Source organism: Halobacteriovorax sp. XZX-3 (genome assembly GCF_043196495.1).
Classification (GTDB): Bacteria; Bdellovibrionota; Bacteriovoracia; order Bacteriovoracales; family Bacteriovoracaceae; genus Halobacteriovorax_A.
Genome location: NZ_JBEBMO010000002.1, coordinates 334,444 through 357,270, shown reverse-complemented (window position 1 = coordinate 357,270; position 22,827 = coordinate 334,444). Strand labels below are relative to the sequence as shown.

The window sequence follows — 22,827 nt, the reverse complement described above, 5'->3', positions numbered from 1 at the left end:
CATAAAGAGAGGTCATTGTTTTGGATACAAAAGAGCTTATTAAATCAGAGCTGGGCTTTGATGGTATTACACTTTATATCGACAAAAGAAGTAAGTTTTTCTTTTTCATGAAATATGAAAAAGAGAATTATATGGTGCTCTTAAAAAATGAAATCGAACCTGAAGCTCTTCCATTGATGAGAAGATTTAATGAGGAATTTCCTGAACTTCCTACCCTAATAAAAGAAACCGATTCACTCATTCTCTATGACATTCCTAACGGAAAACTTGCAAGGCTTGTTGAAGAAAAAATTGATGAGGATTTGGCCAAAAAAGTTTCCGAAATTCAAATTCGCCTAAATGAACTGACCGCTCCATACGGCTATCACTTTGAATGGCAACTTAACTATTTCTTTATAACTAAAAGTAAGCTTATGTATATTGATCTTGAGACTTTAGAGTTTGGAGACAATACAAAGGTTATAGAAGCTCCAATTTATGAAAATTTGAGTTTACAAGAGCGCGTGAAGCTTAAAATCCAAAAAGAAAATAAGAGATTAAGCAATCACGAGCGCTTCACAAGATGGATTAAATAACCTCTACATAAAAAGGTAAACACTTAGTCCAATAAGAAATAAAATCCCTACGATCTTTCTTTCCTTTTTCATTGTATAAGCTAAGTACAATCCACTCAAAATAATTAGCAGTAAAAAAATCCCAATAATCTTTTCAATATAACGAAGAAATTGTGGGCCATGACCTTTGTGTAGTTCAATCAATCTTTTTAGAAGATTTGGTTTAACATGAGAGATATGTGTTCCATCTTCTTTTATTTGGAATTTATAGTAGTCACGAGTTGTTGGTCTAGTGATTGCACCATCTCCAACTTGTTTAACATAGGCAAAGTCATAGCTTTCATCGATTTCATTTAATTGAACTGAAATATTTTCTTTCGTAAGTTCAGATTTTGAAAGTTGTACAACTTTTATAGGTTCAACAACTTCACTTCCTTTAAAACCTAATAAGTAAGAAACACCTGTAAAGGCCATCATCAAAAGTAGCGGCGAAGCGAGAGCCGATAAGTATAGGTGAATCTTAATAAAAAATGGGCGATTAAATTTCATATTCTATCCTTTAATTCCACATCGAGAAAAAGCTTGTGGTAATGATAATAAGTTTAAGCCGATTTCTTCATCCATCTTTCTTTCAATTTTTTGCATGATTGGAAAGAAATAGATTTCTGTAGTAACCGCAACAGTGGCACGAAACAGATGTCCACCTTTACAAGAAAAATCTTCATCACCTAAAACCGTATGAATATGAAAGAATGGTTTTCCATCCAAATGAGACAAGTTCCCATCAAGACTTAATAATTCATAATCACCACTGAATTCTTTTCGATCATATGTTTTAGTATCAAGATGGTAGAAGCCTAGCTCAACGTCTTTCAGAGCACCAATGCCTTTTAACATCCCCGCCCCCAGCTCTTCTGCAGCAGCGAATTCCTCTAGAGATGTGAAAAGATCTTCATCCTTATATAATTTAATTAAGTAACATTCTTCTTGCTTGATATATTGCATGGTAAGCTCCTGATTTTACAGACTAATTATAACAATTTCACCACCAAAGTCTCGACCCGTTGCTCCCTGAAAAACTTCTATGCTCACTTTACTCAAATTTGGCCAAGTGGTAGTACTAGAGCATGAAAGCGCTTCTTTTCATTCTTGTTTTCCTAAACTTGGCCCAAGACTCAATGGCCATGGAATGTTTTGAAGAGCATCTCGATGCGGCCATCTCTAGCAATCGCCAACGTCGTGAAATCTATTCAAAAATCTCAAATTCAGAAAGCAGGAAAATATCTAATAGCTTAATATTTGCAGAAAAGATCTCGCGTATCTATGCAAAGAGCTTAAATCTAAGTTTAGATAAATACAGAACTGCTGGTATTCCAATTCTTTGCCTTGATTTTATCGAAATGAGTAAGGCCCCAAAAATTGAAACAAAGCTACATGCTCCTCGTTTAAAATATAGTGATATTGAATCAGTCGATATTAAAGAGCTTCGCTCCGAGCTATCCAAACAACTAAAAAATGAAGATTACTTAGGAATGGTTGAATATATCGAGAATGAGATCTCTGATAAAAGCAAATATGGAAATTACAATTGTATGCTAAAGCATGTTCTTGAATCACTTGGGCGCAGCTCATTTCTGACTCCCTTCTATATCGAACATGCCAATAAACTAGGCCTTAAATCACCAAGAAAGCTTCTAAACAAATATTTAAGAAAAAATATTTTCGCCCTTAAATACTCCCACTCTCTCGATAAAAAAGCCGCTTTTCTTCAAGAGAGAGGTATTACAATTTTATGTGGAGATGTCCCTCATATTCCTATAAGATTAGAATATGAGATGGAACTTTCTAAATACTAAAATTGGTCTTGCTCTTGGTGGTGGTGCTGCAAAAGGTATCGCACATATAGGCGTCTTAAAAGCTTTTGAGGAACAAAAAATTCCTATTTCCTACTTATCAGGAACAAGTGTCGGTGCAATAATCGCTTCCTATTACGCATTTGGTAAGAACTACGATGACTTCTTAGCATTGGCCAATAAGCTCAATTATAAAGATACAATAAGCTTAACAATACCAAAAAAAGGATTTTTTAGTACGAAGTCCATACGAGAAATGATCATCAAAGATTTAGGAGATGTGAATATTGAAGATGCAAGGATTCCCTTAGCAATTTGTACAACAGACATCTCAACTGGAGAGCAAGTTGTTTTCTATAAGGGTAATCTTGCGGATGCGCTCTGTGCTTCTGTCTGTGTTCCCGGTGCATTTATTCCTCAAGTAATCGATGGCAGAACTCTTGTTGATGGAGGTATCACAGAGAACGTTCCGGTTTCCCCTCTAGAAGATATGGGCGCGGGTATTATCGTTGCGGTGGATTTGAATGGTGTACAAAAATATCAGGAACCAGATGATACATTTGCGATCATAAGTAATGCTATGGATATTGCAATAGACCTTAGAACAAGGGAGCAAATTCAAGATGCTGATATCATCCTCTCTCTCGACTTAAGTAAATACAACAGACTCGATAATTCAAAGTGTATTAAAGAGTTAATCAATGAAGGCTACGGGCCAATGACTCAAAACCTTTCAAGCTTAACATGGTATCGCAGGGCAAGTTATATTGAATTTTTTAAGAAGCTTATAATCGAAACAATTCCATTTAAGGTTCCTAAAGTCATTTCAAATCTTTATAAAGAAAAGCTTGCAAAGATTTCAATCAAATAAGCTCCTTTTTTATTTCTTTTAAATACGATAAAATTTAGGGAAATAATTTAAATGGAGTTTACATTGTTTGATATAAATAGAGTTTTTACACTTATTTCTGGAAAGTTAACTTTTTGGTACGAAGCATTTATTAAGAATATTCCTAATTTGATCGTTGCTATCGTCGCTCTATTTGTTTTCTTCTATCTTGGAAAAACTCTTCGAAACTTAGTTAAGAAAGTTCTCCAAAAAGTTTCTTATAAAAAATCAGTTAACGAGATTCTTGGAACAACGACAAATGTCATCGTTATCGTCGTCGGAATATTTACAGCACTAGAAATTATCGGTCTTGAAAAAACCGTTACATCAATTCTTGCAGGGGCCGGGGTAATTGGTTTGGCCTTAGGTTTTGCCTTCCAAGAAATTGCTGCAAACTTCGTTTCAGGTGTTCTGATTGCTTTTCGTGAGCCTTATCAAATTGGAGATATTATCGAAATTGATAAGATCGTTGGTCAGGTTACAAATATTGAATTAAGAACGACGGGGATTACAACATATCAAGGTCTTGAAGTCTTTATTCCAAATAAAGATATGTTCACAAAACCTTTTATCAACTACACAAGTACCCCACAACGTCGAGTAGATATCTCCGTTGGTGTCTCTTATCATGATGATTTAGAGAAAGTAGAAAAAGTTACTAGAGAAGCACTAGAGGCAATCGAAGGAAGACTTGAAAATGTTCCAGTCGAAGTGTTCTTTGAAGAATTTGGGGCCAGTTCAATTAATCTTACGGCAAGAGTTTGGATTCACTACAAGACAGGAGTGGCCTTTTACAAAGCACGACACCAAGCTGTTATTAATATTAAAAAGTACTACGATCAAAATGGTATCTCAATTCCATTTCCAATTCGTACAATTGAATTTTCCAATCCACTTGATGTTAATAAGGGCTAATCACGTCCTGTACACATTCTTTCCCAACCCTTAACATCGCCCAGGGCCTTGTTATAATCACTACGGCATCCTTCATTAGGAACATATGAATAATAGAGGGAGCCGTTACTGATTTTCTCCATGATCTCTCGCCCCTCACCTGGTACGAATGCAGGACAACCAAAGCTTCTTCCCATAATATTACCGCGGTTATAATAAGCCTCATGCATCACAACACCTTGCGATCGGGCCTTATCATTTACACCTTTTGAAAGACCATCTAATCGCATACCGTTATAATTTCTTCCAGATGCTTTGAAAGTTGGCCATCCTCTCTCACCTTTTACTCTTTCGTCGTGACTACTAGACATATAGAATTCACCTGTCTTAAAAAAGCCTGGTCTCGTCATCGCCCATTGGTCATGTTGAGGTTTCGCCCTTGCAGGAACACGACAGCGAACTAACCTTCCAACATGATTTGATGCCCTAGTCACTCTACCACTATCAGCAATTGTTGCATCAGCGTAAGTAACTCCTTTAACTTTTCCACTACCATGAGAAACCTTATAACTTTTCACATCACCAGTTTTCATATCAAGTAGAAAAAAGCGTTTCCTTTTAGAATTCTGAGAGTAGTCAGCAATAGTTATGTAATTTTTATTCTTAAACTTATTCTTATTCTCTTTATAATAAAGAAGTGACTGCTTAAGTGCCTCGATAGGAACACCTTGATCGATAAATCTTTGATAGAATTGGCAATCCTCTCCTCTTGCGGCAGCTTCTGCTAACTTAAGTCCTTCTTCAAGAACTCTCTTTGCCTCAGGAGCGTGATTATCTATAGCTGTATTTGGATTACAAGTGACGGCACTTTCAGGATTTGAAACAGGGTCCATTTCCATATCTTCAATTGCTTCATCGACGACATTATTAACTTGATTAGTGACTTCTTCGACATAGTTTGAGGTTGAAATTTTCTCGTAAGTATTAACAACAACGGCATCAGCATAAGCCTGTACGGCCAGCATACAAAGCATCAAGTAAACCTTTCTCACCGTCTCCCCCCTCTCAAAGAAATCTCTCAATACCTTATCGGAGGACTAGGTTACTTACTTAACAATTATTCTTTATATTCCAGTGAATTCAAGAAATTACACCATCTTCAACAATGGTCTCTTCTATTACCTTTCGCTCTTCTTCAGTAATTGGATCCGTTAGATTCTTAATCCACCGATTCTGTTTAATAATAAAAATCGCAATGGAAGCACCAAGAATATTACCTACAACAAATGACAAGTAGATTCCTGTTTGGCCAAGACTTGTATGCTTTGAAAGAACATAAGCAATTGGAAAACGAATGACCCATAAAGAAACGATGGCCACCATCATCGAGATCATCGGACTTCCTCCCCCTCTCATGGCACCAGAAGCAACCTGCTGAACACCTATTAGACCGAATGTGAGAGCGATGATACGAATAAACTTCGCCCCTTCATTTATAACTTCAATTTCATTCGGTACAAAAATCTGAAGTGTTTGTTCAGCAAATATGAAAAAGCCTATTCCAGCAATTGATAAAGCAATGAATATTACCCATAGCGCTTGACTCGTAACAACTTTCGTTCTTTCAATTTTTCCCGCACCTATATTTTGACCTACGAGAGTTGAGGTCGCCATCGCAAAACCAAGACTAGGAATAATCATTAAAGTTAAAACTCGAATTCCGATTCCGTAAGCAGCAAGAGCAATATCACCGAAAGTTGCAATTAGAAAAGTCATAACCATCATGGCCATGGCCCTTGAGGACTGTTCTGTCGAAGCAGGAAAGCCAAGATATATAATTCTTTTGGCCAAAGAAAGATCAAAAGAGATTTTTGTGAAATCAATTTTTATTCCCCCCTTACCTTTTGCTAGTAAATAAAGTCCAATAACTGCTGATAAACCTTGGGTACAAATAGTCGCATACGCTGCTCCATCTACACCATAAGCTTTAATAGGCCCATATCCCATGATTAGGATTGGATCAATGATGAAGTTTAATATGACAGAGAATAGAACAATATAAAATGGTGTCTTAACATCTCCAACTCCTCGATATAGAGATTGAAACATCATGTAGAGATAACTAAAAATCAAACCAATAAATGAGATTCTTAAATACGATATTGTTATATCTTGAATATCCACGGTCGGTGTCATCGCGCGAATGACATAAGGAATAACTGCGTAGGCAACACCTGCTAATAAAGCCGAAGTAATAAGAATAATAAATAAAGTATGAAGACATACTTTTGAAACCATCTTAGTATTTTTTTGACCAGTATACTGAGAAACAAGAATTGTACCAGAAACGGCAAAGCCTGCGCCCATTGAAATTAAAAGAAAGATAACAGGAAAAGAAAGAGAGAGTGCTGCGATAGCGTTTGTTCCTAAACGCCCAACCCAAAATGTATCAGTAAGTTGATAGGCCGTTTGTAGAAAATTGGCCATTACAATTGGTATCGATAATTTAAACAAAGACTTGATGACAGATCCTTGTGTAAGATCACGAGCTTCCACAAATATCCTTTAGTTAGTGACCTAATTAATTTTAGGCCGCATGTAACTCCTGTGTATCATCATCCTCTTCATCTAAATCTTCAATCTTTTTTTTTACGAAACACTCTTGAGCCGCTTCTAGATCCTCTTTTAGTTTAGTCACTAAAAGAATTTTATCCCCTTTTTCAAAAACTGTTGCACCATCTGGAATAATAAATGCACCATGTCTTTTAATAAAGAGAACGATTGCCCCTGTCGGAAGTCGTAGATCGACAACCCTGTGCTCAACCGCATAATCTGTTTGTCTAATTTCTAGTTGAACAATACCATGCTTTGTTTGCTCCAGTAGTTCCAGATCCACAGGAAAGTTTGTTTCATCTTCTTGCTCAACAATAAGACCTAATTTCTTTGCTACAAACTTTAAAGATGAACCTTGCATTAGAGCTGAAACAATTACAACGAAGAATACAATATCAAATAAGACGTGTGCTTTTTCTCCGATATGTGTAGCTGCAAAACTTGCAAAAACAATTGGTGTTGCACCTTTGAGCCCTGCCCAAGAGACAAAGAGCTTTTCATTTAAGTTAAAACGACTCTTAACTAAACATAGGAAAACAGTTATTGGCCTTGCTGCAAATGTCAGGAAGCAAGCAATGAAAAGTCCAGCTGGAGCGATTGAAAGAAGACGACTTGGAAATACAAGTAGCCCTAGCATAATAAAGAGTCCAATCTGAGAAAGCCAAGTAACTCCATCAAAGAATAGTGATAGTAGGTTCTTGTGTAGAATCTTTCTATTACCAATCATCATTCCAAATACATAAACAGCTAAGAATCCATTTCCACCTAACTTCGTTGTCAAAGAGTAGCCAAGAAATAACATGGCCATTGTTAGAGGTGGATACAGTCCGTTAAAATCTAGTTTAACCACATTATTGATTAAGATGAATGAGCGAGCAGTTACCCAACCACCAATTAGACCAATAATTGGATTTGAAATAAACATGATTGCTGTTGTTTTAACGTCCCCCATTCCTTGTTCAATAAATCCAATGATGACTGAAACAAGAAAGTAGGCCATTGGGTCGTTACTTCCCGATTCAAAACGGAGAATATTTTTAACATCACCAACTTGTGCAGTTGGATCTTTAAAAGCAGCAAAGACCGCTGCCGCATCTGTTGCCGATAAAATGGCACCAATGAGTAGTGATTCAAGTAAACCTAAGTCCGTTACAAGATGTGTGAAACCACCCACAAGAAATGTTGTGAGCATGACACCAATTGAAGAAAGAACAACACCTCTCCCAAAGTCCCTCTTAACTTTACTAAATGGAGTTTCAAAACCTCCATTAAAAATAATCAAGCATAAGGCCACTAAACTTAGAGAGTGAGTTAACTCATAATTGCTAAAATTGATTCCACCAATTCCGTCAGAACCGGCCATCATTCCTATGAAGAGAAATAGTACTAGAACAGGCAAACCAAAACGGCTTGAAGACTTACTAAGCACAATACTTAAAAGAAGTAAGATTGAAGATGCCAATAGAAAATTATTTAAAAACTGCTCCATAGGACTGGGCTTATCGGAGAGATTTCTTAAAACTTTAGTAAAAACATCGGGTTATTTACTTTTTTTAAGATTGGCCCGTCAAATTTTCATACTAACTTTACTCTTTGCCAAGACAGGAGTATGAAAAGGAGAATTAATGTTTTACTCATCAAACAAAAGTGATAAAGGACCTCATAAATGAAGACACTCCTGCTTACAATTCTATTTATTTCAAACACTTACGCCTCAAACGATATCATTCCAAGTGCCACGGATATGAAATTTGTCACTGAATTTACAACTTTTGCGTGCAAGAGCTTTCGCGATAAAGTCGCTGCACCAAATGAGATAGCGGGACTTGATATTTCATTTACGAAACTAGGTATTTCCGATTCGACGAGAAGAATTATTCTTGATGTTGAGTCAAATGATGGTCAATGCTTTTATAGTGCAGACTTTTCAAGACAAAAAGGATTTAAGAGATTAGATTTTGAAACATCATATATGACAAATACACCAGAGTGCATGGTGCTAAAAGAACAACTCGATCGTTATATTTCTCCTGGATTTAAATATATCATTAAATACAATGCATATATTTCTATGCTATTCTTATCGAAAGAATTAACTAGCGTTTGCGATGAAATAAGCGGAAATAAACTTATCGAGTTTCAGTGGAAAATTTAAAAGAGATTGAAAAATATTGTTTAAATAAATCAAATATCCCAAGTGATCTTTGCGTTGAGCTGGGTGATTATACAAAAGATAATCATCCACTTGGACGCATGATTTCGGGAGAACTGGTCGCTTCCCTTCTGGGCTTCTTTATTCGCTCAAATAATTACAAGAATATTTTAGAGATCGGTACTTTCACAGGCTATTCGGCCTTGGCCATGGCAGAGAATATTCCTGTTGATGGAAAAGTGATTACCATTGATAAGAATAAAAAAATCAATACTTTTGCAAAGTCTTACTGGGATCGTAGCGAAGTAGGTAAGAAAATCGAAGCTCGCTTCGGTGATGCTAACTTAGTTCTAAAAGAGTTAGCAGGACAAAGCTTTGATTTAATTTTCATTGATGCCGACAAAGGAAGTTATAAGAACTACTTAGAACTCTCTTTAGAACTACTCAGTGAAAATGGTATGATTGTTGTGGACAACGTTCTTTGGAATGGCAAGGTCGCTTCTGATATTGTTGACCCTGAGGATAAGACAACCAATGCGCTCATTGAATTTAATAACTATATTGAATCGAGAGATGATCTTTATAAGACCATGCTCCCTATTCGCGATGGCCTTTATCTGATTCAGAAAAATAAATCTGCTTAAAATCTTTTTTCATACTAATTAGATTTACAAAGTATTTATCACCTTCAGTTAGAACCTTATCAAGTTTACCAACGTGTGATTTTCTATCATAGGCAAACTCACGTGCACTATCATCGTGATGAATAATACCAACAAATGATTTATATTTTGAATTTAAAGTAGCATACTTCCCCATTGCAAAGTCCCCATCTGAATTCCCTAAAACAAATACAGGAACTTTTCCAATATGTTCTAGAATACCGACAGGCTTATTTTCTTTGTCATTTAAAAAAGCAAGCTTTGCCTCATTTTGAAATTCGACTTTTCCATTTTCAGAAAACTTCTTACCAAACTTTGTTCCAACAATTTGATATGAAGGAAGGTCGTATACAATATTATTTAGAACCCTAACAAAGTGTGTTCCCCCACCTGTTACGATAAAAACTTTAAAACCAAAATCTTCAAGCGTTCTCATTAGCTCAACACTTGGAGCGTAGATCAGCTCTGTGTATTTCTTATTTAACTTTGGGTGCTTCTTAGTCTCTAACCACTTTGCCATGTATTCCATATACTCGTCATTAGTAACACCAGCTTGCATATCAAGTAGGGCCTGATAAAGCTTGCCCTTATCTTCAACATTAGGAAACTGCTTAAGGACTTCATCAACTAAGGCATTTGGTCGATCATACTTTCCAACAATGATGTCTTTATAGAAGTCTAACAACGCAATAAATTGAACATACATCGGGTACTCGCCCCAAAGTGTTCCATCATTATCAAAAACAGCAATTCTTTCACTAACAGGAATAAAGTTTTTAGATTTTTCATCAGAAATATCTTTCAAATAAGTTTTAATCTTATTTGTTACCGCAGTATCATTCCAATATTTTAAATCAGCTTTAGGCGCTACATTTTTGTTACATGAAATAAATAGAAAAATAGATAGAAAGGAAATTAGAAATATTTTTTTTTGCATTAATTACTCTTCGATTGTTAGGCTCATATAAAATACTTGTTTATTCATACCAACAGGAAGCTCAAATGGAATCGTAACAGTTCTTGGTCCTGTTATTCGATCATTCTTAATACTCTCCCCTATGATTACTTCCGGTGTTGTTCTTTCAACAGTAAGTCCTGTTATTTTATTAATGTCAGCTTTGGCCTGACCTAAAACCATATTAACAAATTCAGCAGCTGAATCTGAAATATCCTCATTTAGCTCTGTCTGGTTTTCAGAAAACATTGTGTTATAAATAGTTAAAAAACTATCCTTATTAAAACATAGTGCTAACTCTCCGTTAATCTTTTCACTACTAATTCCAATAAGTCCTACAATATCAACAACATCCTTGAATTCATAATTTGGATGGACCTCTCCTGCCAGAAGAGGGATATTTAGTTGCTTTTTAAACACTTCAAGTAAAGCGTTTAAAAAAGGTTCGATTAACTCCATTACAGCTCCAATTTCGCAATTAATTAATTTTAATTGAGAAAAACACTTCCTACAAACATTTACTCCATTTTGCCGATAATCCCACTATTATTAATCTAGTTTTTTTATCAGTCTTTAAGCTTCTGTAATTGTTGGCCAAATAATTACTAGTTTCAAATAAGCATTATCTCAAACCAATGATTATTGGCATTATTTTGCTAAAGGTTGAATTGTACAAAAAAGTTAATCGTAGTTAAGATAAATAGACAGAATTTAGGATAATTATTATTAACAATGAACATAGAATAGTTTTTTTAAAAAGGATTTTGTTATGAAGAAATTACTATTTTTGGCCCTTATCGTAGGCCAATTTACTCATGCACAATTTAAATCAGAAGATGAAGTAACATTTATTGCTTCTGGTGGAAATACTAACAAAAAGACATATGACTTTGCATCACGTAACTCTTATAAATGGGATACCAATACCCTGACTTTTAATGGGACATACTCTTATGGTGAGTCCGACGAAGTTGTTGATGATGAAAAATGGAGTGCCCTACTAAGACTTGATCACGTACTTTCAAAAAAAGTAGATATCTATCTTGGCGACTTATTTGAGTCGGATCGCTTTAAAGGTTTTTGGGCCAGAAATAACATGGAAATAGGTTTTAAGTATAAGTTCTACGATCAAGATGATTATAAAATGTTTGCTGAACTTGGTTATCGTTATACAAGAGAAAATTTTGTTCAAAATGAGCCAGATAGCCACGAACAAAAACTGCGTGCTTATTATGAAATTAGTAAGGAACTTCGAAAAGGTGTGAATGCTCGTTACTGGCTAGAATATATTCCGAGTCTAAAGAATAGTGAAAATTACATTATTAATATGGAGCCATCTATTCGTATGTTAATTAATAGTACTTTTTCTTTAAAAGCTGGTGTTATTTGGGAATACGAAAACGAGCCAGTTGAAGGAAGAGATCAACACGATTACAAAACAACAATTAGTCTTTTGGCGAATTTTTAGGAGAATAAATGAAAGAATTATTAAATGAAGCCAATATTGAAAAATTAATGAATCATGCTGCTGAGTATGGAATTCAATTTATCAAAGTAATTGTCGTCCTAATTATCGGACTTAAAGTTATCAATTTCATCGATAGATTAGTTGATAAAGCGCTACAAAAGAAAGAAGTTGAATTATCTCTAAGAGGTTTTATCACTTCAATCGTAAGTATTGCTCTAAAAATTGGACTATTCATCACTATCATTGGAATGGTGGGAGTTAAGACAACGAGTTTCATTACAATGCTTGGTGCTGCAGGTCTTGCTTTTGGTATGTCTCTACAAGGAGCTCTTGGTAACCTTGCTGGTGGTGTACTTATTCTATTCTTTAAGCCATTTAGAGTTGGAAATGTAATCGAAGCTCAAGGGTTTATTGGTAAGGTAAAAGAGATTGGACTATTTTGCACAATCTTAAATACTGCAGATAATAAAACTGTCATTCTACCAAACGGATCACTTTCATCTGGAAGTATTGTAAACTACTCAGCTGAAGGAATTAGACGCGTTGATATGACTTTTGGAATTGGGTACGGAGACGATATCAAGAAGGCCAAGGAAGTTCTAATGAGACTTACAAAAGAGCATCCAATGGTACTTGATGAACCTGAAGCTGTCGTTGCAGTTGCTGCTCTTGCAGATAGTTCAGTTAACTTTGCTGTTAGGCCATGGGTAAAGTCTGCGGACTACTGGCAAGTTATGTTTGATATGCATGAGAATGTAAAACTAGAGTTTGATAAAGAAGGGATTACGATTCCATTTCCTCAAAGAGATGTTCATATCTATCAAGAAAAATAATCACCATAATAAATACAAAAGGTTCTTTGCTTTGCTTAGAACCTTTTTTCTATACCAATTCCTAAGTAGTGCTGAATATCTAAATTACGATTAAGAAAAGACTTTCCATAATTCTCGTATTGGCGAGTATACTGATCATCTTCAATTCCCATACCCGCTTTAATATAGATAACAGACTTTTTCGTTGTATAGACATTTGTTTTAGCTTCAACACCATAGTAATGATTTAATTCACCTTCTTGTGTATATTGGCCGTCATAGTAGAAACGAGTTTCTACTGCTGGAAATTTACCGTTACTATCTTGTGGCTTAAAGTTAACTTTAAACTCGCCACCTAAGCCGACATAATTTTCGTTTCCACTAATATGAGAAAGCTGTCCTCCAGTATAGATTTGAGAGGTTGTTGAAATCGTCCCCTCTTCATTTTTATAATCATAGATCTTTCCAACCTTAAAATGTGCTTTCGGTGATACCACTTGATCCATATGACCGTAGTTCTTATACTGAACCGTTCCCGCAGACTTAGACATTTTATGCCAAGCTCTTTGAGTATTCATCGCAAGCCCATTGTCGTCAAGGATTGTTAAACCTGCTCCAAGTTGGACAAAGCTCTTTTTATCATCACCTATTAATCGATAAACACTAAGGTCAATATCGTCTCTATTTAATCCTTCTTGATTCCATGTACCGTCGTCGTTTTGATAGCAGAACCTCTCGTATAAACGTCCATGGATTTCAGCGACGCCACAAGATTTTTCAACAAGTTTAGTATAGGCCCTCGAGTTATAGCTAAATAGGACCTCACCATTTTCAAATTTTAACTTAGCAGAAATTTTTGCACCAAAAGTCAGACCTCGATCATCTCCTTCAATACCATCACGCTCATTGAAGTTAGTTATCCCAAGGGCCATTAATCCACCATGTAATGGATTATCATTTGAAGTATTTAATTCAAACTCGGCACCCTCAAGTTCTCCAAGGCCAAAGAAGCCTTCTTTCTTAACATCAAGCTTTTCTATTTCAATCTCTGCCGTATAAGCAACTTGGTCATCTCCGATATTAATTCTCGAATCCCCACAGCCATAATCATCTGCCTCATTAATTTTTGAAGCAACGGCCAGACTCTCCTGTAAAATTTCTTCAGGAGCAGGAGCTGAAAGATGGTACGTTTTCTTTACCATTTTTAATCTTCTTTCGACTTCACCGTGATCCTCGATAGGAATACGATGAAATTTTTCGAGAATTAAATCGTTGTAGCGAAATCTTGAATACTCTGAAACTGATTTTTCATCTCTAAAGATAAATTGATCTTTGCTGCGGTCATACGAAATCGTAGTCGCCCCATTGCGATAGAGAACACCCGATTCAGATGCCATGGAAGGCAGCGAAAGGCCCACACATATAAATAAAATAAAAAATAGTTTCTCTCTTAATATTCTCACATCTCACATATCGGTAACTTATAAGAAGTACCTTAGTAAAAGAGTAAGACTTCCTAAAATTTCATATACTTACCTCGATCAAATCTGATATATATTTACTCGTGAAGAATAAAATCCAAGTCCTATTTGAAGATGATCACTATATAGCGGCCACAAAGCCAAGTGATCTTTTAGTCCACCCTTTTAAGGCCAGAAGCTCTGATCGAAGAAGTCTTCTAAGATCGCTAAAGAAACAAACAGATATTTATCTCTTTCCTATTCACAGGCTTGATAAACCAGTTTCAGGAGTTGTTCTTTTTGCAAAGTCAAAGGAAGCAACAAAGCTCATGAAGGAACAATGGAATAGTGACAATGTATCAAAGCACTATGTTGCAATGGTTAAGGGCGTAGCGGAAGAAGAAGGCGTGTACGACTTTCCAATTAAAACAGACAAGGGTATTCAAGATGCGAAGACAGCATTTAAAAGACTCGCTACAAATGAAGAGTACAGTCTTGTTGACATTGAAATCTTCACAGGTCGCCAACATCAAATCAGAAAACACTTTTCTCGTCGTATGCACAATTTAGTTGGTGATGCGAAATATGGCCATTCGTCGATTAACAATCAATTTAGGAAAGATTATAAGTTCTACCGAATCTTTCTTCATTCTTATAAATTATGTTTTAAGCATCCAATCACTCAAGAAGATATCGTCATCGAGTCACCAGTCACAGAAGACTGTCTTAAAATAGCCAACGATTTATTTGCCTTTGATCTCGGCAATATAACCAAGAAGATTGAAGAAAACTGACCACAAAGTTGGATCACTTAATTTATCCTCCTCAATTTCTTCGACAGCTTCAAGGATTGTTTGATGATTCTTTAAGTTTGTAATGAGTTCAAAGATCCCCTCTGAGATCACTTGAATCTGCATTTTCTCATCTCTCTTATAGAGAATTGTTAATTCATTATTTTGAATGTCATGAAAACTCTTGTCACTATCACCTTTTCTCATTTGCCAAAGCTCAGATAACTGAACTTCACTAGAAAAAAGAGAGAAAGTATCTTTTAAAATAAAAGGAATTTCAAAAATTCCTTCTCCAAACTCTTGAGGATTAAATGATTTTGAATTGTCTCTTTGATGAAATAAATTCCAAAATCTTTTTTCAAACTCTGCGAGTTCTCTAATAAAAGAAACTTCTTTTACACGTGAAGAAATAAACTCAGGAAAGTCATCTCCATAATGAAGTAGATTTGTAAATTCAGATGGCCTAGACTCAACATAGGCCAGTGAAATATCGAGAAAGTCATCATCGCCTATGACAAACCAACATGTTTCAAAATTATCACCAATAACTTCTTGTAAGCGTGCACGATAGTCATTTTGATAAACTTCCATCACTTGTTCATTTGATAATTCACCAATAGGAATCATTTCATTCATAATATCGTGAGATATATCTTTCGAAAGAACCCCCTTCAGGAACTTATTTTGAAAATCATGATGATTCATAATAAGGCCCCTTCAAAAATCTCTTTTGCTTTTAAGACTTCTCTTTCTAAAACTGGGAATTCAGGAATGTCTTCATCCCATTCTAGAAGAATTGGAACATCAAATTTATGGCAATACTTTTTAAACAATTGCCACACCTCGGCGTGAACGGGATGAGAATGAGTATCAAAAAGATGTGTACCTAAGTCAGAGTAACCAGCAAGATGTATTTGAGAAACATTCTTGGTCTCAATTGTTTCAAAAAATTCAGCTGCATCAAATTTTTGGTTTACTGCATTTACGTAGACATTATTAAAGTCTAAAAGAATTTTACAGCCGCTTTTATTGGCCAATTCATTTAAGAACTGGGCTTCACTCATTGTCGATTTATTTAAAGTAAAATAGGCCGATAGATTTTCAAAGGCCATCTCTCTTGCGTAAAAGTCTTGAACTCTCATTACCTTATCAGCAATGAATTCAAGATTTTCCTTAGTATACGCAAAAGGCAAAAGATTGTGTAAATTTGAATGGGCATGCCCTGTCCAACACATATGATCACTCGTCACGAAAGGATCGAAGTTATCATATAGCTCTTTTGCCTTTTTCATATAAGCTAAATTTAATTCTTCACTAGAGGCAATTGATAAAGAGACTCCGTGAAACGCTATTGGATAATCGGCCCTAATCTTCTCAAGCATTTTAAATGGTCGCCCGTAAGTTCCCATATAATTTTCGAGAAGAGCCTCAAACCACTCGACACCTTCTTGTGACTTCGAGTGTTCACTTTCCAAATATGGAAAATGTGTATGTCTTAATCCAACACCGTACTTTTGCATTTCTTACCTTGCAGCTACTTTTCCGCCTTTAGCTTCACACTCATCTTTTGTAAGTTTAATTAGGCCTTTACCTTTACAAGAGTTTTGTCCACCACACTTAAGCTCTGCTTGACATCCGTTTTTTCCATTACAAGCATCAACTTTACCGTGGCAAGCCCCTTGACCTTTACAAGAGTTTACTCCGTAACACATAACTTCATTAGCAGCCGTTTCTGGCATCTTAGTTTCTGTTCCCGTACATGAAATCATTAGACCAGCAACAGCGGCACCCATTAATAGTGACTTTTTAGAATTCATAATATTCTCCTTTATTTTTTTTAAGAAGCTAAATTCCTTCTTACTCAATTATTCGAATATAAAATTAAAATTGTTACATTCTACTTTATTTTTTTGTAAATTTAAAAATTATCATACCTAAAGTTGTAATAACCAAGATTGGTAGATAATGAGAAATAACTAGATGCTTTGTCGAAAATGAACAACCAAAGTAAAGAATTACTAATGGGATCATCCCACTTGTTAATAAGCTTGTCGCTACAGTTGCATTATTAAAAGCGATAAAGCCTTTCTTAAGCATATAGTAATTATGAGCAAATCCAATAATCATGAGAACACTCAATTCTTGATAACAATTTGCTCGATGCTCATGGGCCGAATCAAGGCCAATAGGAAATAAAAGATTAAAGATAATAAGAGCGAATAAAATAATAAATGGCACGAAAATAAGCTTTGCTTTCTTCTCACTTAATAGACCAGGCACAGTATTAGCAAAACCAAAGTAAGAACCAATGGCAAGTGCAATTAGGGCAACAATTACTTGGATAATAAATTGTGCATTTTGCATATACTTAAAGTCAATTGGTGAACTAATCGAAATTGCAATTAAACTAATCGCGACTTGTGGAATAAGCCAAAAGAATGTCCTAAGACTTGGCGATGCCAATCTCTTTACTGGCCTCAAGTCACTTACTAATGAATTTATTAACTTTTCATTTTCCATTATTAATCCTAACCGCTTTTTTTAGCTTTGCCATAGCACGAGAAATTCTCGTTCGTGTCGCAGCCTCGCTAATTCCGAGCTCTTGTGAGATTTCCTTCGTTTTTAACCCTTCAAGTTTTGCCATGAGAAGCGGTTTACTCAATTCGTCAGTTAGACACTTTTCAATCAACAGCTCTAGCTGCTGCTCGAGCGCAACTCTTTCTATTGTATTATTCGATGCATTAGCCTCTTTTGTGACGGCCTCATCAAATATTTCTTCTCTTTCTTCTAATTTCGTGTATTTACGAATGTAATCGATTATTCGACGTTCAATAATACAATTAATCCAAGGCATTATCGGTCGATCTGGCGAGTATGTCGGTAGTGAATGATGAATACTTATTAAGATTTCCTGACATATATCGTCGCGATGTGACTCGTTAAAAACCTTAAAAGAAACAATGCGTTTTATTGTTTGCGATACGGTTTCCAAAAAGACGTGATAAGCCTGTGCATCACCGCTTTGGGCAAGAATAACAAGTTTCTTTAAATCATTCACAGAGCAATTTTAACATAGTATATTTATAACGAAACTAAATCATGAGGTGTATTTTTGAAAATTTATCATATTGTTTGGTCGATGATTGCCGTTCTTGCTTTCCTCTTTATCCTAACTCCATACTACCGTAAGAAAGAAGAAAAAAAGAATAAACTAGAAAGAGAATATTACTCTCTTCTTAAGAACGAAATCGACAAAGAAGATCCTTCTAAAGAATTAATTGAAGCAGCAAAAAAAGTTCACACTTCTAACTACATCGACACTGATGAAAAGTTAATTGCTCAAATTAATAATGATAAGAAAATGATGAAAGCAATTTAATAGGAAATTAATATGAACGATGAAAATAACAATGAGAACCTATTAGACAGATTAGCTAATGATATTGATGATGCAAAGTGGGACTTACTAAAGCCTCACCATGAAAGAGAAGCATTATTCATGATAACTGATGAACTTGAGCTTGCGGCCGTAGGATTTACAATGGCGCGTGACGAAGTTGAATATATTAAGAAATGGCTTGCTGATGAACAGATGTTTCGTCCAACAGATGAACAAATCACAATGTGGGAAGAAGAGAACACTGAATTCCAATACCTAATAGTTCAGCCGTATGTTTTAGTGAAAATTAAAAGAGAAGGACTAATTTAATGAAAAGACTCGCTAGACTATCAGTGATTATTGCTGTTCTTTTAACAACAGCATCATGCTCAAAGGAATTTCTAATTCAAGAGTCTTCGAGTCTAGATAATTTTACTTGTCCATCCATCGACAACTGTCTTTCTTCTAAAGAGAAGAAAGCATCTTCAAGTTATATCATGCCTTTTAAAATGCTAGGGGCAACTCCTGAAGAGAATATTGAAAAGATTGCAAGTGTCATCAGAAAGATTGGTGGCTATCAAATCGAAAGAAATGAGGTCTATTTAAAGGCCACAAATGAAGAAGTTCAACTTGAGTTCATCTTCAACGAAGCTGCAAAACAGATTGAAGTACGCTCTCAAGTTTTGAAACAAAGTTTCTTCTCATATAATCAAGGAAGAAAGGATATTGAGGCGGTTCGCTTTAACTTCTTTCAAGGCAATTTCTAGCCATTTATACCTAGTTAAAGACATAGTTAAGATATGTTAAAATTTCTTCAGTGAAGAGATTTATCCTACCCATATTCCTACTATTATCATCAACTACTTTTGCCGCTGTTGACACTGGCGACGGTAGTGATCTTTCGTGCAACTGGACAGGATTAATCCCAAGTGGGACTTATAATTGTACTGACTTAACGACAACTGGTGCTCTTACAATCACTGGAAATAATCCACTAATCATTAAAGTTCAAGGTGACGTTACAATTGCTCACACAATCTCAGTAGCAGAAGGTCTTGCTGGAGGCTATGGTCCAGGATTAAGTCCAGTAGCATTTCCAGGATCGGAAGGATCGAGTGCAACGGATGCAGCCTGTGGTGGATCAAGCTTTTCAGATATTGGCGGTAGTGGTGGTGCCGGTGGCTCCCATGCAACCCTTGGTGGAAATGGTGGCTCAGGTGTTTCTTCAGGACCAGTTGATGGATCGGACACTCTAAGTGCCCCTGGTTCCACATCTGTAACATATGACTCAGCTTTAAATCTTGAAGCACAAATGCTTGGTGGTGCCGGTGGCGGAAATGGCGGAGGTGGCTGCGAGCAAGGTGGTGCGACTGAAACTGGTGCAACTCCAGGAGGAAGCGGAGGTGGAGTTATTCATATCGCCGCAGGTGGAGATATGTATATCAACGCTCCTATTCTGGCCAATGGTGGAGCTGGACAGCCGGGCACAACTTCTGCCAACGGAGACTCTGGTGGCTCAGGTGGCGGCGCCGGTGGAGTTATCTTCTTACAAGCAGTTGGTAATATCGAACTCAATGCTGCTCTCGATGCCTCAGGAGGTACAGGTGGAGCCGCAGGTGGAGTTTTAGGAAGGGCCGGTGGAAATGGCGGAGACGGGATCATTCGTCTTGATGAAGTTGATGGAGTCATTACAGGAGTTGGTGGTTCTTACTCACCTAACCCAACGATAGTAACCCTTGGAGCAAACGGTTTTGAAACTCTTCAATCTGGAATTGATCCTGGCTGCGCTGTGAGAGAAGATATGACACCGAATAATGAAAGTATACTCGGTGCCATCGTTCTTATGATTTTATTATTTGGAATTAATTTCTTAAATATTAAAAAGAGCAAGGAAGTTTGCTAATACAGGCGACTCATCATCACCGATAGAATCTGTATTTCCATTACCAAGTTGTCCCTTACTACCATTACCAATACATTTCACAAGACCTTCATCAGTTGTTAAGAAACAATGATGATTAAGTCCACCTGAAACTTGTGAAACGCTCTTTCCAAGTTCAATTGCTGGAAGGTTTGCAAGATCACCTGTAATCTTGGCCGTGCCAACTTGACCTAACTTACCAGAAGTTCCGTTACCCCAACACTTTGCATCTCCAGCTTTAGAGAGAGCACATGTTGCAGTGTTTGAAGCAACAACTGAGGCAACTTCAAAACCTAAGTCTAGAGCAGTATGATTATCTAAAGTTTCATTATCACCCATTGCTTCACTTGTTCCATCTCCTAGCTGACCTTGAGAATTATTCCCAAAACAATATACTGTCGAATCAGAAAGAAGTGCACAAGTATGGATACCGCCAGTTGTAACTGCAATTACTCCTTTCGGCGTTGGAGTGGCCAAGCTTGGAGAATTCACATTGTCAGTATTTCCTAGGCCAAGCTGTCCGTGAGTCCCACGTCCCCAACACTTAAGAGTACCACCAGATAAAATTGCACAGGCATGGAAACTCATCGAAGAAATATCCATTTGAATGGCCTTTGCCCCTAAAGCAACAAGATTACCCTGAGCTGGAGTTTCATCATCTCCAATTATTTCAGTATCACCAGTACCAAGCTGACCATAATAGTTTTGTCCCCAACAACGAACATCACCTGTCGTTAGAAGAGCACAGTTATGATAAGTACCACCATAAAGCTTTCTTACAATTCCGCCAATTTCAGTATAACCGTATTCTGATAATTGTTCGTCATCACCTAAAGTATCAGTTGATGCCATCCCTAATTGTCCATAAGTATTGTCACCAAAACACTTAACTTTATTAGATTCAGTTAGAATACACGTGTGAAGATTTCCTGCAATGACTTGTAGTGCAAGCTCTCCGTTTAAATCAATGGCCGGAATCGAATCAATTCCCTCATCATCACCACGATTAACAGTATCACCTTGTCCTAACTGACCTTTAGAGTTATCTCCCCAACACTTTACTTCACCATTTGCAATAAGAGCACAAGAGTGTGAACCACCTGCTACAATTTGAATAACCTGTTTTGTAACTGAAGGCTTTTCACAGTATTGAACAGCTGCAATTGAAAATGGACCTCGCTCCTCATTGAGTGAAACAATATTCAGTTCAGTATCGTATGAATACTGTACTTCTTTTCCATCAACAAAAGTTCGAATCGTATTCGTATCAATATTCGTTACTTCTAGGTTAAATGAATTAACAGGATCAATACGTGACATTGCTAGTGTACCTAGTTTAGATAACCCATCTCCGTATTCACCAGTTGCCATGTCGACAGTGAATCCACCACCAAATTCAACAAACTCTTTATAACCATATCCAATTTCGTTTTCTCCACCAAATGGAATAGTACTTAGATTGTTATAAATAACACCACCTGTAACAAGTGGACGATCTGTATAACGGGCCTTTAATTTATCTAGAACACTCTTAGGAGTTACGATTTGTGTTTCACCATCAAAACATTCAGTAAGACGTGAACGATCCTCACCACCTTGAGGGTCAGGAACAGGTGTTACACCTTCCGGATAAATCGCACAAATATCTTGCTCATCAGCGACAAATACAACCACAAGAGCTGCATCTTCTCTAAAGAAGCCTTGTCCTTGAATAGAGCTATAGTAATCGTCTTCTAGTGCACGATTAAGAGATGCAAGTCCGGCCTCCCCACCATCAGTTCGATAGTCTCCAGCTGGGTTCTCCATTTTTGTTCTTAAGTGTGTTTTAATCTCTTCAATTGTTAATGAACGATTTGAAAGAATTGTCGGCTCCGTCGACTTTGTATAAAGCTTACCAAAGTGTGTCGATCCAGACCCATGCCCCAACATAACTGCGATATTTACATCAGCGGCCGATGGAAGAACATCTAAGAAGGCATTAAATCCTTCTGCAATTTGCGCTCTTTCAGAAATAATTGAAGCAGAAGTATCTGGGATAACCAGAATATCTATATTTCTCGTAATATCTTCTTCTTTAGGTGCATACACATCTTGGTAACAAGCTACATCAAGATTTGGAAGCGTTGGTAGATCTGCTCCCGGTACATTTACTAAATCCTCAACTTCATCTTGTGGAACACAAGATGAAGCAACCAACATAACCCCAACGAGAAAAGCAAATAGCTTTACCGAATATAAATGTGAATGTGGCCTTTTACTTTCTCTTTTCAAAATGCCCTCACAAGTTCAAGTTTAAACCTGCTCTAATTATAAATCGCCCATCGGCATGCCCCGAAAATGGCCTTACTTTTATTCATTATCAATAACTTAGAAGGGAATATTAAGATTATTGGGCCAAAAATCTGGCCCATATACTGGTCAGTC

Annotated in this window: 27 protein-coding genes; 13 read left to right on the top strand and 14 right to left on the bottom strand. The window is 36.5% G+C overall.

Features of this window, described 5'->3' with window-relative positions; genetic code table 11:
* The first annotated feature begins 20 nt into the window (after positions 1-20).
* Positions 21-575, top strand: coding sequence for a hypothetical protein (locus tag ABMA70_RS12215; protein ID WP_392993220.1), 555 nt, complete (start codon positions 21-23; stop codon positions 573-575).
* A gap of 3 nt (positions 576-578) precedes the next feature.
* On the opposite strand, the gene ABMA70_RS12210 is transcribed toward ABMA70_RS12215, so the two are convergent.
* Positions 579-1,103, bottom strand: coding sequence for a PepSY domain-containing protein (locus tag ABMA70_RS12210; RefSeq protein ID WP_103217935.1), 525 nt, complete (start codon positions 1,101-1,103; stop codon positions 579-581).
* 3 nt (positions 1,104-1,106) lie between these two features.
* Entirely contained in the window at positions 1,107-1,559 is a 453-nt protein-coding gene (locus ABMA70_RS12205) for a PPC domain-containing DNA-binding protein (RefSeq protein ID WP_103217934.1), read from the bottom strand.
* Between the two features lie 122 nt (positions 1,560-1,681).
* On the opposite strand from ABMA70_RS12205, the gene ABMA70_RS12200 reads away from it, so the two are divergent.
* The 3 genes from ABMA70_RS12200 to ABMA70_RS12190 all read left to right on the top strand — a co-directional run bounded on the left by ABMA70_RS12200 (position 1,682) and on the right by ABMA70_RS12190 (position 4,211).
* Positions 1,682-2,410, top strand: coding sequence for a hypothetical protein (locus tag ABMA70_RS12200; RefSeq protein ID WP_103217933.1), 729 nt, complete (start codon positions 1,682-1,684; stop codon positions 2,408-2,410).
* Positions 2,385-3,278: a patatin-like phospholipase family protein gene (locus ABMA70_RS12195; RefSeq protein ID WP_392993224.1), complete on the top strand. Its 894-nt coding sequence runs from the start codon at positions 2,385-2,387 to the stop codon at positions 3,276-3,278. The genes ABMA70_RS12200 and ABMA70_RS12195 overlap by 26 nt, the downstream gene beginning before the upstream one ends.
* A 63-nt stretch (positions 3,279-3,341) precedes the next feature.
* Positions 3,342-4,211, top strand: a complete 870-nt coding sequence (locus tag ABMA70_RS12190) for a mechanosensitive ion channel family protein (protein ID WP_158246862.1) — start codon at positions 3,342-3,344, stop codon at positions 4,209-4,211.
* On the opposite strand, the gene ABMA70_RS12185 is transcribed toward ABMA70_RS12190, so the two are convergent.
* The 3 genes from ABMA70_RS12185 to ABMA70_RS12175 all read right to left on the bottom strand — a co-directional run bounded on the left by ABMA70_RS12185 (position 4,208) and on the right by ABMA70_RS12175 (position 8,292).
* Complete coding sequence (locus ABMA70_RS12185; RefSeq protein ID WP_103217930.1) at positions 4,208-5,242, bottom strand: murein L,D-transpeptidase catalytic domain-containing protein; 1,035 nt, start codon at positions 5,240-5,242, stop codon at positions 4,208-4,210. The genes ABMA70_RS12190 and ABMA70_RS12185 overlap by 4 nt on opposite strands.
* A gap of 88 nt (positions 5,243-5,330) precedes the next feature.
* A complete protein-coding gene (locus tag ABMA70_RS12180; protein ID WP_103217929.1) occupies positions 5,331-6,746 on the bottom strand; it encodes an MATE family efflux transporter in 1,416 nt (471 codons plus the stop codon).
* A 31-nt stretch (positions 6,747-6,777) separates the two neighbouring features.
* On the bottom strand, positions 6,778-8,292 hold the full coding sequence (locus tag ABMA70_RS12175; RefSeq protein ID WP_103217928.1) for a potassium/proton antiporter: 1,515 nt from the start codon (positions 8,290-8,292) through the stop codon (positions 6,778-6,780).
* Positions 8,293-8,469: 177 nt separating this feature from the next.
* Between ABMA70_RS12175 and ABMA70_RS12170 the strand changes: the two genes are divergently transcribed.
* Entirely contained in the window at positions 8,470-8,958 is a 489-nt protein-coding gene (locus ABMA70_RS12170; protein ID WP_392993229.1) for a hypothetical protein, read from the top strand.
* Entirely contained in the window at positions 8,946-9,599 is a 654-nt protein-coding gene (locus ABMA70_RS12165; RefSeq protein ID WP_103217926.1) for an O-methyltransferase, read from the top strand. The genes ABMA70_RS12170 and ABMA70_RS12165 overlap by 13 nt, the downstream gene beginning before the upstream one ends.
* On the opposite strand, the gene ABMA70_RS12160 is transcribed toward ABMA70_RS12165, so the two are convergent.
* Positions 9,553-10,554 (bottom strand): HAD family phosphatase, encoded by a 1,002-nt coding sequence (locus ABMA70_RS12160; RefSeq protein ID WP_103217925.1) that lies wholly within the window; start codon positions 10,552-10,554, stop codon positions 9,553-9,555. The genes ABMA70_RS12165 and ABMA70_RS12160 overlap by 47 nt on opposite strands.
* 3 nt (positions 10,555-10,557) lie before the next feature.
* Positions 10,558-11,031, bottom strand: coding sequence for a chemotaxis protein CheX (locus ABMA70_RS12155; protein ID WP_103217924.1), 474 nt, complete (start codon positions 11,029-11,031; stop codon positions 10,558-10,560).
* Between the two features lie 310 nt (positions 11,032-11,341).
* On the opposite strand from ABMA70_RS12155, the gene ABMA70_RS12150 reads away from it, so the two are divergent.
* Both ABMA70_RS12150 and ABMA70_RS12145 read left to right on the top strand, forming a co-directional pair.
* Positions 11,342-12,040 carry a YdiY family protein gene (locus ABMA70_RS12150; RefSeq protein ID WP_392993233.1) on the top strand — a complete coding sequence of 233 codons (699 nt, stop codon included), beginning with the start codon at positions 11,342-11,344 and terminating at the stop codon, positions 12,038-12,040.
* A gap of 8 nt (positions 12,041-12,048) precedes the next feature.
* Positions 12,049-12,873, top strand: a complete 825-nt coding sequence (locus ABMA70_RS12145) for a mechanosensitive ion channel family protein (RefSeq protein ID WP_103217922.1) — start codon at positions 12,049-12,051, stop codon at positions 12,871-12,873.
* Positions 12,874-12,908: 35 nt separating this feature from the next.
* On the opposite strand, the gene ABMA70_RS12140 is transcribed toward ABMA70_RS12145, so the two are convergent.
* On the bottom strand, positions 12,909-14,249 hold the full coding sequence (locus tag ABMA70_RS12140; RefSeq protein WP_392993235.1) for a hypothetical protein: 1,341 nt from the start codon (positions 14,247-14,249) through the stop codon (positions 12,909-12,911).
* Between the two features lie 167 nt (positions 14,250-14,416).
* On the opposite strand from ABMA70_RS12140, the gene ABMA70_RS12135 reads away from it, so the two are divergent.
* Positions 14,417-15,106: an RluA family pseudouridine synthase gene (locus ABMA70_RS12135; protein WP_392993238.1), complete on the top strand. Its 690-nt coding sequence runs from the start codon at positions 14,417-14,419 to the stop codon at positions 15,104-15,106.
* Here the strand turns inward: ABMA70_RS12135 and ABMA70_RS12130 are convergent.
* The 5 genes from ABMA70_RS12130 to ABMA70_RS12110 all read right to left on the bottom strand — a co-directional run bounded on the left by ABMA70_RS12130 (position 15,056) and on the right by ABMA70_RS12110 (position 18,161).
* On the bottom strand, positions 15,056-15,808 hold the full coding sequence (locus tag ABMA70_RS12130; protein ID WP_392993240.1) for a DNA-binding domain-containing protein: 753 nt from the start codon (positions 15,806-15,808) through the stop codon (positions 15,056-15,058). The genes ABMA70_RS12135 and ABMA70_RS12130 overlap by 51 nt on opposite strands.
* Positions 15,805-16,623 (bottom strand): DUF692 domain-containing protein, encoded by an 819-nt coding sequence (locus tag ABMA70_RS12125; RefSeq protein ID WP_392993243.1) that lies wholly within the window; start codon positions 16,621-16,623, stop codon positions 15,805-15,807. The genes ABMA70_RS12130 and ABMA70_RS12125 overlap by 4 nt, the downstream gene beginning before the upstream one ends.
* A gap of 3 nt (positions 16,624-16,626) precedes the next feature.
* Positions 16,627-16,920: a hypothetical protein gene (locus ABMA70_RS12120; RefSeq protein WP_392993245.1), complete on the bottom strand. Its 294-nt coding sequence runs from the start codon at positions 16,918-16,920 to the stop codon at positions 16,627-16,629.
* 85 nt (positions 16,921-17,005) lie between these two features.
* A complete protein-coding gene (locus ABMA70_RS12115; RefSeq protein WP_392993248.1) occupies positions 17,006-17,623 on the bottom strand; it encodes an NrsF family protein in 618 nt (205 codons plus the stop codon).
* Positions 17,613-18,161, bottom strand: coding sequence for an RNA polymerase sigma factor (locus tag ABMA70_RS12110; RefSeq protein ID WP_392993251.1), 549 nt, complete (start codon positions 18,159-18,161; stop codon positions 17,613-17,615). Before ABMA70_RS12110 ends, ABMA70_RS12115 begins: the two co-directional genes overlap by 11 nt.
* Positions 18,162-18,215: 54 nt before the next feature.
* On the opposite strand from ABMA70_RS12110, the gene ABMA70_RS12105 reads away from it, so the two are divergent.
* From ABMA70_RS12105 to ABMA70_RS12090, 4 genes are read left to right on the top strand one after another with little or no spacing between them, the layout of a single operon-like run.
* Positions 18,216-18,482 (top strand): hypothetical protein, encoded by a 267-nt coding sequence (locus tag ABMA70_RS12105; RefSeq protein WP_103217914.1) that lies wholly within the window; start codon positions 18,216-18,218, stop codon positions 18,480-18,482.
* A 12-nt stretch (positions 18,483-18,494) separates the two neighbouring features.
* Positions 18,495-18,812: a DUF2288 family protein gene (locus tag ABMA70_RS12100; RefSeq protein WP_103217913.1), complete on the top strand. Its 318-nt coding sequence runs from the start codon at positions 18,495-18,497 to the stop codon at positions 18,810-18,812.
* Positions 18,812-19,249, top strand: coding sequence for a DUF1499 domain-containing protein (locus ABMA70_RS12095; RefSeq protein ID WP_392993254.1), 438 nt, complete (start codon positions 18,812-18,814; stop codon positions 19,247-19,249). The genes ABMA70_RS12100 and ABMA70_RS12095 overlap by 1 nt, the downstream gene beginning before the upstream one ends.
* A gap of 50 nt (positions 19,250-19,299) precedes the next feature.
* Positions 19,300-20,385, top strand: coding sequence for a hypothetical protein (locus ABMA70_RS12090; RefSeq protein WP_392993257.1), 1,086 nt, complete (start codon positions 19,300-19,302; stop codon positions 20,383-20,385).
* Here the strand turns inward: ABMA70_RS12090 and ABMA70_RS12085 are convergent.
* Positions 20,353-22,674 (bottom strand): RCC1 domain-containing protein, encoded by a 2,322-nt coding sequence (locus ABMA70_RS12085; protein WP_392993260.1) that lies wholly within the window; start codon positions 22,672-22,674, stop codon positions 20,353-20,355. The genes ABMA70_RS12090 and ABMA70_RS12085 overlap by 33 nt on opposite strands.
* Between the last annotated feature and the right edge of the window lie 153 nt (positions 22,675-22,827).

Excerpts from the sequence above, each read along its gene's own strand:
- ABMA70_RS12150 (WP_392993233.1), top strand. The coding sequence starts at position 11,342 with ATGAAGAAATTACTATTTTTGGCCCTTATCGTAGGCCAATTTACTCAT.
- ABMA70_RS12095 (WP_392993254.1), top strand. The coding sequence starts at position 18,812 with ATGAAAAGACTCGCTAGACTATCAGTGATTATTGCTGTTCTTTTAACA.
- ABMA70_RS12120 (WP_392993245.1), bottom strand. The coding sequence starts at position 16,920 with ATGAATTCTAAAAAGTCACTATTAATGGGTGCCGCTGTTGCTGGTCTA.
- ABMA70_RS12195 (WP_392993224.1), top strand. The coding sequence starts at position 2,385 with ATGAGATGGAACTTTCTAAATACTAAAATTGGTCTTGCTCTTGGTGGT.
- ABMA70_RS12125 (WP_392993243.1), bottom strand. The coding sequence starts at position 16,623 with ATGCAAAAGTACGGTGTTGGATTAAGACATACACATTTTCCATATTTG.
- ABMA70_RS12160 (WP_103217925.1), bottom strand. The coding sequence starts at position 10,554 with ATGCAAAAAAAAATATTTCTAATTTCCTTTCTATCTATTTTTCTATTT.
- ABMA70_RS12140 (WP_392993235.1), bottom strand. The coding sequence starts at position 14,249 with ATGGCATCTGAATCGGGTGTTCTCTATCGCAATGGGGCGACTACGATT.
- ABMA70_RS12170 (WP_392993229.1), top strand. The coding sequence starts at position 8,470 with ATGAAGACACTCCTGCTTACAATTCTATTTATTTCAAACACTTACGCC.
- ABMA70_RS12145 (WP_103217922.1), top strand. The coding sequence starts at position 12,049 with ATGAAAGAATTATTAAATGAAGCCAATATTGAAAAATTAATGAATCAT.
- ABMA70_RS12155 (WP_103217924.1), bottom strand. The coding sequence starts at position 11,031 with ATGGAGTTAATCGAACCTTTTTTAAACGCTTTACTTGAAGTGTTTAAA.
- ABMA70_RS12100 (WP_103217913.1), top strand. The coding sequence starts at position 18,495 with ATGAACGATGAAAATAACAATGAGAACCTATTAGACAGATTAGCTAAT.
- ABMA70_RS12205 (WP_103217934.1), bottom strand. The coding sequence starts at position 1,559 with ATGCAATATATCAAGCAAGAAGAATGTTACTTAATTAAATTATATAAG.
- ABMA70_RS12130 (WP_392993240.1), bottom strand. The coding sequence starts at position 15,808 with ATGAATCATCATGATTTTCAAAATAAGTTCCTGAAGGGGGTTCTTTCG.
- ABMA70_RS12175 (WP_103217928.1), bottom strand. The coding sequence starts at position 8,292 with ATGGAGCAGTTTTTAAATAATTTTCTATTGGCATCTTCAATCTTACTT.
- ABMA70_RS12210 (WP_103217935.1), bottom strand. The coding sequence starts at position 1,103 with ATGAAATTTAATCGCCCATTTTTTATTAAGATTCACCTATACTTATCG.
- ABMA70_RS12115 (WP_392993248.1), bottom strand. The coding sequence starts at position 17,623 with ATGGAAAATGAAAAGTTAATAAATTCATTAGTAAGTGACTTGAGGCCA.
- ABMA70_RS12200 (WP_103217933.1), top strand. The coding sequence starts at position 1,682 with ATGAAAGCGCTTCTTTTCATTCTTGTTTTCCTAAACTTGGCCCAAGAC.